The sequence below is a fragment of the Trichothermofontia sp. genome, assembly GCF_053493415.1.
The window spans coordinates 1-8,176 of the sequence record NZ_JBRCAD010000153.1 but is presented as its reverse complement, the minus strand read 5'-3'; the positions used below and the strand labels follow the sequence as shown (position 1 = coordinate 8,176).

Here is an 8,176-nt window from a genome sequence, read left to right as displayed (position 1 = left end):
ACAAGTTTCGCTATTTGCAACTAGAACTCAGCCGTCGCTGTTCGCTCGTCCATTGGAGCTACGATTTGCTTCCAGAAACGCTTGTATGACTCTCGCACCCTCAAGTGTAAAGTTTTATATCTGGATTCAACACTTCTGCTTCTGAACCTCTTCCAAATGATAGAACTCAACTTGTCCAGTACGGAAAAATTAGTATTGTTGCCCTATCTGGTTACACGAGTGATTTTCAAGCAACAATATATAGTTTGGTCGCAAGTGATATTTTTAGTGCTCGTGTTCAAAATGAACTGAAACTTCCTGTTTTACTTGTATTAGAAGAGGCACATAATTTTATTCCAGCACGTGCCAATAATGAAGCTGAGCAACATTCCATTTCAGTAACAAAACAGATTTCTCAAGAGGGACGTAAATTTGGTGTTGGGTTGATCCTGATTAGCCAACGTCCTTCTAGACTTGACGAGACAACCCTTGCAATGTGTAACTCATTTATTATTATGCGTATGGTTAATCCTGCTGATCAAAACTTTGTACGAAAGGTCATTGAAAGTTTGGGCGAAGATGAAGCAAAATTGCTACCTGACTTGGACAAAGGAGAGGCCATCTTGTCGGGACAATTGATCAACTTTCCTGTATTAGTCAAAATAAAACCTCCAGAATCACAGGGAGAGCGTGAGGAAAAAGATGCTTTTGAAGCTCTTGAGGAAGCTTATCGTGCCTAGTATTGCCTGCAATAGTGTGAGGAGAAGAATATTTGGAAATAGTTGCTGGAACGACTTTAAGTGCATTGAAACCGCACGTTTGGAATCCTGACTCTGAATATTATTTGCCTGCTTTAACGGCAATTATGATTTCCTATGCTGATTTTCATAAAATGCCTGCTCGTAGACGGAAGGCAATGGATCAAGGACTGCATCAGTACTTAGGGGTTCCTACCCACGTCAAAGTCTACCTCGACAATGGAGCTTTCTACTTCATCACGCATGGGGGTGAAACGCCTGTAAAGGAATATGCTGAGTTTGTTAGGAATGCCCAACCTGATTGGTTCCCCATTCCCCAAGACTTTATCCCAACCCCTAAAATGACCTTGACAGAGCAGCAGAAGTGTCTTGAACTCACAATGGCGATGAATCGTCTTTATTGGCGAGGAGATTATGTGCCTGTAGTCCATATTAGCTTTCTTCTAGAAGATTATGTTAGCCGTCTGAAGTCATACAAATCACTGATGAAAAAGCAAGCGATCGCCTTAGGGGGGATTGTGCCCAATTTGCTGAAAGCTCCTAAGGCAATGCATCCGCAAAAAGTATTAGAAAAGCTTATACATATCCGTCAAGAATTTCCCAATAAAAAGCTTCATGTTTTTGGCATTGGTGGAACCATCACGCTTCATATTGCTGCATTATTAAGCATCAATTCTGTTGACTCTAGCGGATGGCGTAACCGTGCTGCCCGTGGAATTGTGCAGTTGCCAGGAACTGGCGATCGCATGGTTGCTGATTTAGGCAGTTGGCGCGGTCGAGAACCAGATGCTAAGGAGTGGGATGTACTGGCCGAGTGTCAATGCCCAGCTTGTCGGCGGTATGGACTGGATGGCTTAAAAGCAAACTTAGTACATGGGTTTCGTAATCGAGCAACCCATAATCTTTGGATTCTGCTCGAAGAAGCGCGTTTAATTGAAGAACATTTAATTGCTGGCGACTATGAAAATTGGTATCTAACTCATCTTGATAACACACTGTATAGACCGTTAATTCATAGAATTATTGAATTAGAAAAAGATCTCTGACTCGCTACTACAGCCGTTTCCTCTCTAATGAAGGACTGTTAAAGTACGGTTGAAGTATTTTTGAAGTACGGTCAAGCCTTGCAAACAAGGGGCTTAAGCCCCTTGTCTGTACCTCACCAAGTATGGCAGTGCTGTAAACCGTTCTTAGTACAAGGACCCTCAACAATCCAGTGAAGCAAATCCCCTCAATAAGGCGAGGGAAGGAAGCTTATGGCTGACATTGAATCTGGGGCGAAGCGGCGATTTCTGGGAGTCCCAGTTGGGTTAACAGCGTAGCCCAGCCCGTTGATACTGCCGGGTTGCGCAACTCTGGACAACTGGCGCTCAGCAATGTACTAAAGGCATCCACCCATCGCCCCGCTTGGGCCGCCTGCTGCACCATCAACATGGGGGAGGCGGCTGGGGGCGTCTCAGCGACCCGCCGGATCTGTCCCCCGATCGTCAGGCGACGTTCCGGATCGCCTGGATCGCAGTGGAGGGTCAGTTGCCATTGGTAGGTTTCTCCGACAGCGAGGGGAGGCAACTGTGGGTCCCCGGCTGGCAGTGGGAAGTGCTGAATACCCCCCTGGGGGTTAGGGGTAAACTCAACCCGATACGGACTACCGGGTCGGCGTTTACCCTGGGCATCGATCGTCCCCACCCGCAGTTCTGCCGTCGCGGCAGCGGTCGGCGAGTGGTACCAGAAAATCGTAGGCTGGGCTGCCGTAGTCAGGCTCCGATTATCCGCTGGCAGCAGAGCCACAAAATAGCGCGGTGCCTCAGGGAAGCACTTGTGTTCCGTTTCGCCTCGGGTTCCCCCCGGCACCCGACGTCCGGGCAACCCTTGGGCTTGGCTCACCTGGGGCATACTGACCAGCGCCAGCAGCCCGATGAGCAGGGATAAGGAGACCCTGCATGAGCCAGCGGCTAACCCCAGAGAATGACGTACACAATTCATAGCCAAAGATCCTTCGACATTCGGGAATAACGCGGTCAACATCCAGCAGCGATTCAATCGTACAGGCTCACGGCACGCATAGGCTGACCCAGTCCCTATCCCCGATCGCTGAATCGATGAGATAACTACTGGCACAAAGTATCTAAATTCGCGATCGCCTGTTGCTTTAATAGAGGCAGATCAATCCGCGTTTGTTCCAGATCTAACCGATCAAGTAACGTGAGCCAGGTATCTTTGACCACCGGATTGGGGTTAGGTGATACTGCACACGTCGCCTCTCGCAACAAGCTAAAGGCATCTAGCCAGCGCTCCGCCTCAGCAGTGCTCAGGATCTGTTGTTCTAGCGTTCCGGCTATGGGTTCCGCCGGCGGGGTGATCGGTTCAATCCAGCCCGTGACTCGCCACACCAGGTTGCGTTCCGCCTCCTCCGAACAGAGCGGCGTCAGGGACCAGCGATAAAGCTGTCCCACGACCAAGGGGGGAACCTGCCCATCCGTCGGCAATGGGAGGCTGTGAATCCCCACCCGATCGCCAACCTCGACTTGATGTTCATAGAGAAGTTGCGGGTTTTGCCGGTTTGCATCAACTGCATGGAGTTGGAAGCGGACCGCTTCGCCAATCATGGGGGGATTAAACCAAAAAAACTCTGGCTGCGCTTGGGCCGTAAGACTCAGGTTTGTCGCAGGCAACAATATTAGCAGTGGGAGGGGTTCTTGTGGCCCTGGCTGGGCGATTAAACATTCTCCTCGTGTGCCAGCCGCTACCCGTCGTCCGGGGAGGTTACGCGCCATTGCGCTTGGCAGCAGTGCCGTGATTAACAAAACAGCCCCCAGCACCGCGATCGCCCCCTGACCTAACCAGCGAAAGACCCAATGTCCATACGTGTGCTGATTCAACATGGGTTTGCCCTCATAACAGCCGCGATCGCACTCCATTTAACCCCACACCGAGCGCGATCACACTTGGCTAACCCTACCGCCGTTGACCGCTCCCAATCAATAGATTCACGCTGACCACGATCATTTCCATCCCTGTAGATGTTTTTTCGGCCCGATCAGTTCCACGCAACCCCAAAGTTCCAGTACCCGACTCAATCCTCGGCTCAGGAGATATTGCTAGCGGCGTTATTGATATCAATTGATACCACCCGCACTAACTTGATACAGCCGTTCCCTCTCTAATGAAGTACGGTCAAGCCTTGCGAACAAGGGACTTAAGCCCCTTGCCTGTACCTCACCAAGTATGGAAGTGCGGTAACTGTCCGCATTAACTATCCGCACGCTCAGGACGATCGCCAAGGACGGGATCGGACTGCGTGACTTGGGGGGGGACGGTAAAGCCAAAGAGCATGGCCTCCGCCGATCGAGCACTGCTTTCCTCTCGTGGCCACAGGTTGCTGCTTGGATCAAGCACCGGCAAGGAGTCCGACGAGTGAGGTGTTGCCAACCGCAGTTCCGGGACAGGCGTCGTATGACTCTTGTGGGGTAGGCATCCTGCCTGCCCTGGATAGCCTGCCTGTCCTGGATGGTCTGCCTGTCCTGGATGGTCTGCCTGTCCTGGATAGTCTGCCTGTCCTGGATAGTCTGCCTGTCCTGGATGGTCTGCTTGCCCGTCAAGTACGATCGGTCCAGCAGCAGCGACAGGCGTCTCTAAGGAAACTGGAGCCACCGCCCCGGCAGCAGCCTCCGTCAGCAGTGGGTCCGCTGCCTCGATACGGCGGCAAATTTGCCGCAGGCGATCCTGGCTGGAAACCGGCGATCGGGGCAGCGGCAGTTCTAAATTGGGCCACCCACGTAGGTCACTACAGGGACAGGGCGCACTGGTGACCCCCCGACTATAGACCGGCACCGGCATCGTACAGCGGACACAGGGCAACAATTCCCATGTTGCTGCCAAGAGTTGCTGAACCGTTTGCTCCGTCCCTTCCAGATAACAGTCCCCCGCATCGGGTGCCGTCACCCGCCGCCAGCACGCCTCAAAGGCATCACTATAGCGATCGCCCTGGAGGACCGGATCGGGCAACAAGCGTTCTTGACCATTGCGGAGGCAGATATGCTTCCCCAATTGGAACCAATGAGCGAGGTATTGTCGAACTTCATTCGGAGTAGCCATAGTTCTAGTACACCGCTAGGTGACAACAATTGGGGGAAATAATTAGCAGTTGCGCCCAAAACGAGACATCTTGTTGAGAAACTTAATCTTTCGCAAGGGCATCGGGGGGATCAGCCGGGATCACGGTTTGAGTGCCTACCGAGACCCCTAACTGGGACAGATTGAGGGCATAGCCCCCGGTTACGAGGTAAACATGGCCCGCGATCGCACCAATTTGCCGTACAAGATGTCCCAAGCGATCGCGAAAGCACCGTCCCAAGGGATAGGCAGGAATCACACCCCAGCCCACCTCTTCTGCGACTAGGATAATGGGGCTATGGGCCGCTGCTAAATTTAATAGTAGCTGTAATGCTGATTGTTCCCAGGTTTCTCTATCTTGAGTTAATAAATTAGCTAACCAGGTGCCCAGGGAATCCACCAATAAACAGGTATGGGCCGGAGCTTGGGCGATCGCCTGGGCAAGGTGGAGGGGAACTTCCTGGGTTTGCCAATCCCCAGGGCGGCGACGCTGGTGCTGTTGGATACGGTGTTGCCAATCTAGATCCGTCGGTTCAGCGATCGCGGTGGCAATATAGGTGACCGGATATCCCGATCGTTGCGCCAGCTCCTCAGCCCATTCGCTTTTGCCGGAACGGGCTGGCCCTAGCACCAAGGTGATGTGGGCATTACGCTGTAGAGTCATCGTCATTTAGCGAAGTCACGAAACGTTTTGAATGTTGTTTTGAACTTTGAATTCCCCTAGCCTCGCCTGTCTATTGCCGTCAGCGTCAAGGTTAGCGCTGGTCTCCCCCACCCGTATCCCAGGATCGGCCTTGAGCTTTCTGGGCGATCGGGTTTGCCCATAGTCGCGAGTTGAGGTAAAGCCGTTATACTGACAGAACCTTTTTCCCATTCGGGGACGTTGAGCGGAAACCTAGGCGCACTGATTCAGCGCGATCGCGCCCAAACTCCGTCCAATCCTGTTGGTGTGATGTGGGGGGCACATGAGTCACAAGTTAAAACGTATCACGGCTGCCCTAGAGCAGTCAGAGTCCCAAAAGCATAAACGGGCCGCGATTGTCCTACCATCCCCTGTCACCGTGGCACCGTCACTGCCCCCGGAACCGATCCTGCCGAATATGTCCCCCCCGTCCGTGCCCAGCAAACCCTGTTCCTTTGAGATTCAGGCCGAGCCACCCGCAGAAACGGCTCCGAGCGGGGGCAGTACACCCCGTATTGCGTCATCCCATGCTCCGGCACCGCTAGTTGAATCTGCGCCCGAACCGCCTTCTAGCATGGCCTTGACCAAACCAGCGGCGGTTCCTGCCTTTCCGGTAGCCCGTCCGGATAGTCCCAAAGTCCCCACTCTGCCCAAGGTGGCAACCCCGGAAATCAGCCGTTATCTGCCTGGGGTTGATCCTGATTTAGTGCTGAATGTGCTCAAGGAAATTCAGGCCACCATGCTCCAGTGGCGCATCGAACTCGAACAAATTATGCTCAACATTCAGGCCCTATACGAAGAGGGGCCAATCATCGATGGCTGGTTGGAGTCATTGCCGCCCCATGCCTCGGAACCCGTGTCCCTGCGCCATGCCGAAATTAGCGATCTGATCGACTACGTGGAGGCGACGACCAATCCCCAACGGGCTGCCACCTATAACCATCCCAGTTCGCGGGTGGCCTATCGAGTCTGTGGGCTGGATGAAAACGGCAAGTTATGGGAACGTCCCTGTCCACCGGAACAGGTACCCACCGTCAGCTTGGCGATCGCCCGCTACCAAAAGTTACGCCAGTTGCTCAACCGTAAGCATTTGCTGGAAGATCGGCTCAATCAGTTTGCGTCAACCCTGGTCGTCGTCCATAGTCAAATTAAGCAGTTTTGAACTGGCTCTCCTAACCCTACCGGTTTGAGCTAGTGATGCCAATTCAATTGACCAGCTAACCATGTCCGATCCCGCGATCTCCCTCGACACCCTCTTTGACCAAGCCACATCAGCGCTGAAAGCCGGTCAGGTAGAAATTGCCATTCGCGATTATGAGCGCATTCTCCAGCAGGCCCCTGAGGATACCCCCACCCTCAACAATCTAGCGATCGCCCTGAAGCGGGTCGGACGGCTGGAGGCCGCGATCCGTCACTATAAGACCCTGATTCGCCTTCAGCCCGATGCCATTAGCTACTACAACCTGGGGAATGCCTACCATGAGCACGGCCAACTCGCGGCGGCGATCGCGGCTTTTCAGCAATCCCTCACCTTAGGACCCCAACCCAATACCTACGTCAACTTAGGCATTTCCCTCTACGATGCGGGCGATCCAGCGGGGGCGATCGGGGCCTACCACCAGGCATTGCAACTGGACCCGCACTCAGGCCATGCCCACACCAATTTAGGGCTTGCCCTGTTGATGCAGGGGGACTGGCAGGCGGGCTGGGAGGAATGGCGCTGGCAGGCGGAACGGACCCTCCTCCCCAACCTACCCCACCCCCATTGGCAAGGCGACGATCTACGCGATAAAACCCTACTCCTCCATACCGAAGGGGGGTTTGGGGATACGTTGCAGTTTATCCGTTATGCCGAGCTATTGGTCAACCAGGGAGCCACCGTGGGGGTTATGTGTCCGCCAGCCTTGCACCGCCTGCTGCAAGCGATGCCTGCCATCACCTGGGTGGTCGCGCCCAAGATGGCCTATCCCCCGGTGGATGCCCATGCCCTGCTGCTGAGTGTGCCGAAATATTTGGGCACAACCCTGGAAACCCTGCCTGCCACGATTCCCTACTTGACCTCTCCCATCTCTAAGCCGGCCCTGACGCCGGCACCCGGTACCCGGCTGAAGGTGGGGGTGACCTGGGCCAGCGGGGCCTACCAGGGGGTATTCCTCCAACTGTTTCAACAACGCAAGACCTGTCCTCTAGGGGTTTTTGCCGATCTGTTCAGCCTACCCGATGTGAGCTTCTATAGCCTCCAGGTAGGCCAAGATCCAGAGGAACTGGCTGAATTGCGCCAGTCCCAAGTCTGGGGCGATCGCCTGTTTGACCTGCATCCTGAGATTCGGGACTTTGCCGATACGGCGGCCTGGGTTGAACACCTGGATCTGGTGATCTCGGTGGATACTTCGGTCGTACATCTGGCGGGTGCCCTGGGTAAACCCACCTGGGTCCTGCTGCCCTATATGTGTGATTGGCGCTGGGGCCGCGATCGCACGGATACGCCCTGGTATCCTAACCTACGCTTATTTCGCCAACCGCAACCTGGGGATTGGTGCAGTGTCATTAGCGCTGTCAAAGCGGCGTTACAGCAGTGGTCGCCCGTGCCGCCCCCTGCGAACCCTTCCAGAGGAGCCATCCCCCCCTCTCCCTCCTTGCCATC

At 54.1% G+C, this 8,176-nt stretch carries 8 protein-coding genes; 4 read left to right on the top strand and 4 right to left on the bottom strand.

Translation table 11 applies throughout. The annotated features are described in order from the left end of the window. The first annotated feature begins 245 nt into the window (after nucleotides 1-245). On the top strand, nucleotides 246-719 hold the full coding sequence (locus ACWIUF_RS12980; RefSeq protein ID WP_448572841.1) for an ATP-binding protein: 474 nt from the start codon (nucleotides 246-248) through the stop codon (nucleotides 717-719). Between the two features lie 32 nt (nucleotides 720-751). Next, the gene (locus ACWIUF_RS12975) at nucleotides 752-1,783 is read left to right on the top strand and encodes a hypothetical protein (protein WP_448572839.1); all 1,032 of its coding nucleotides are present in this window, start codon (nucleotides 752-754) and stop codon (nucleotides 1,781-1,783) included. A gap of 208 nt (nucleotides 1,784-1,991) precedes the next feature. Here ACWIUF_RS12975 and ACWIUF_RS12970 read toward each other — a convergent pair whose 3' ends face one another. The 4 genes from ACWIUF_RS12970 to cobU form a co-directional block, all read right to left on the bottom strand. After that, a complete protein-coding gene (locus ACWIUF_RS12970; protein ID WP_448572838.1) occupies nucleotides 1,992-2,720 on the bottom strand; it encodes a DUF928 domain-containing protein in 729 nt (242 codons plus the stop codon). Nucleotides 2,721-2,845: 125 nt separating this feature from the next. Then, a complete protein-coding gene (locus tag ACWIUF_RS12965; protein WP_448572837.1) occupies nucleotides 2,846-3,619 on the bottom strand; it encodes a DUF928 domain-containing protein in 774 nt (257 codons plus the stop codon). A gap of 367 nt (nucleotides 3,620-3,986) precedes the next feature. After that, complete coding sequence (locus ACWIUF_RS12960) at nucleotides 3,987-4,832, bottom strand: hypothetical protein (protein WP_448572836.1); 846 nt, start codon at nucleotides 4,830-4,832, stop codon at nucleotides 3,987-3,989. Nucleotides 4,833-4,914: 82 nt separating this feature from the next. Next, a complete protein-coding gene (gene cobU / locus ACWIUF_RS12955) occupies nucleotides 4,915-5,520 on the bottom strand; it encodes a bifunctional adenosylcobinamide kinase/adenosylcobinamide-phosphate guanylyltransferase (protein ID WP_448572834.1) in 606 nt (201 codons plus the stop codon). A 295-nt stretch (nucleotides 5,521-5,815) separates the two neighbouring features. Between cobU and ACWIUF_RS12950 the strand changes: the two genes are divergently transcribed. Beyond that, nucleotides 5,816-6,694, top strand: coding sequence for a hypothetical protein (locus tag ACWIUF_RS12950; RefSeq protein ID WP_448572833.1), 879 nt, complete (start codon nucleotides 5,816-5,818; stop codon nucleotides 6,692-6,694). A gap of 61 nt (nucleotides 6,695-6,755) precedes the next feature. Beyond that, the coding region (locus ACWIUF_RS12945) for a tetratricopeptide repeat protein (protein WP_448572831.1) at nucleotides 6,756-8,176 on the top strand (1,421 nt) is incomplete at its 3' end.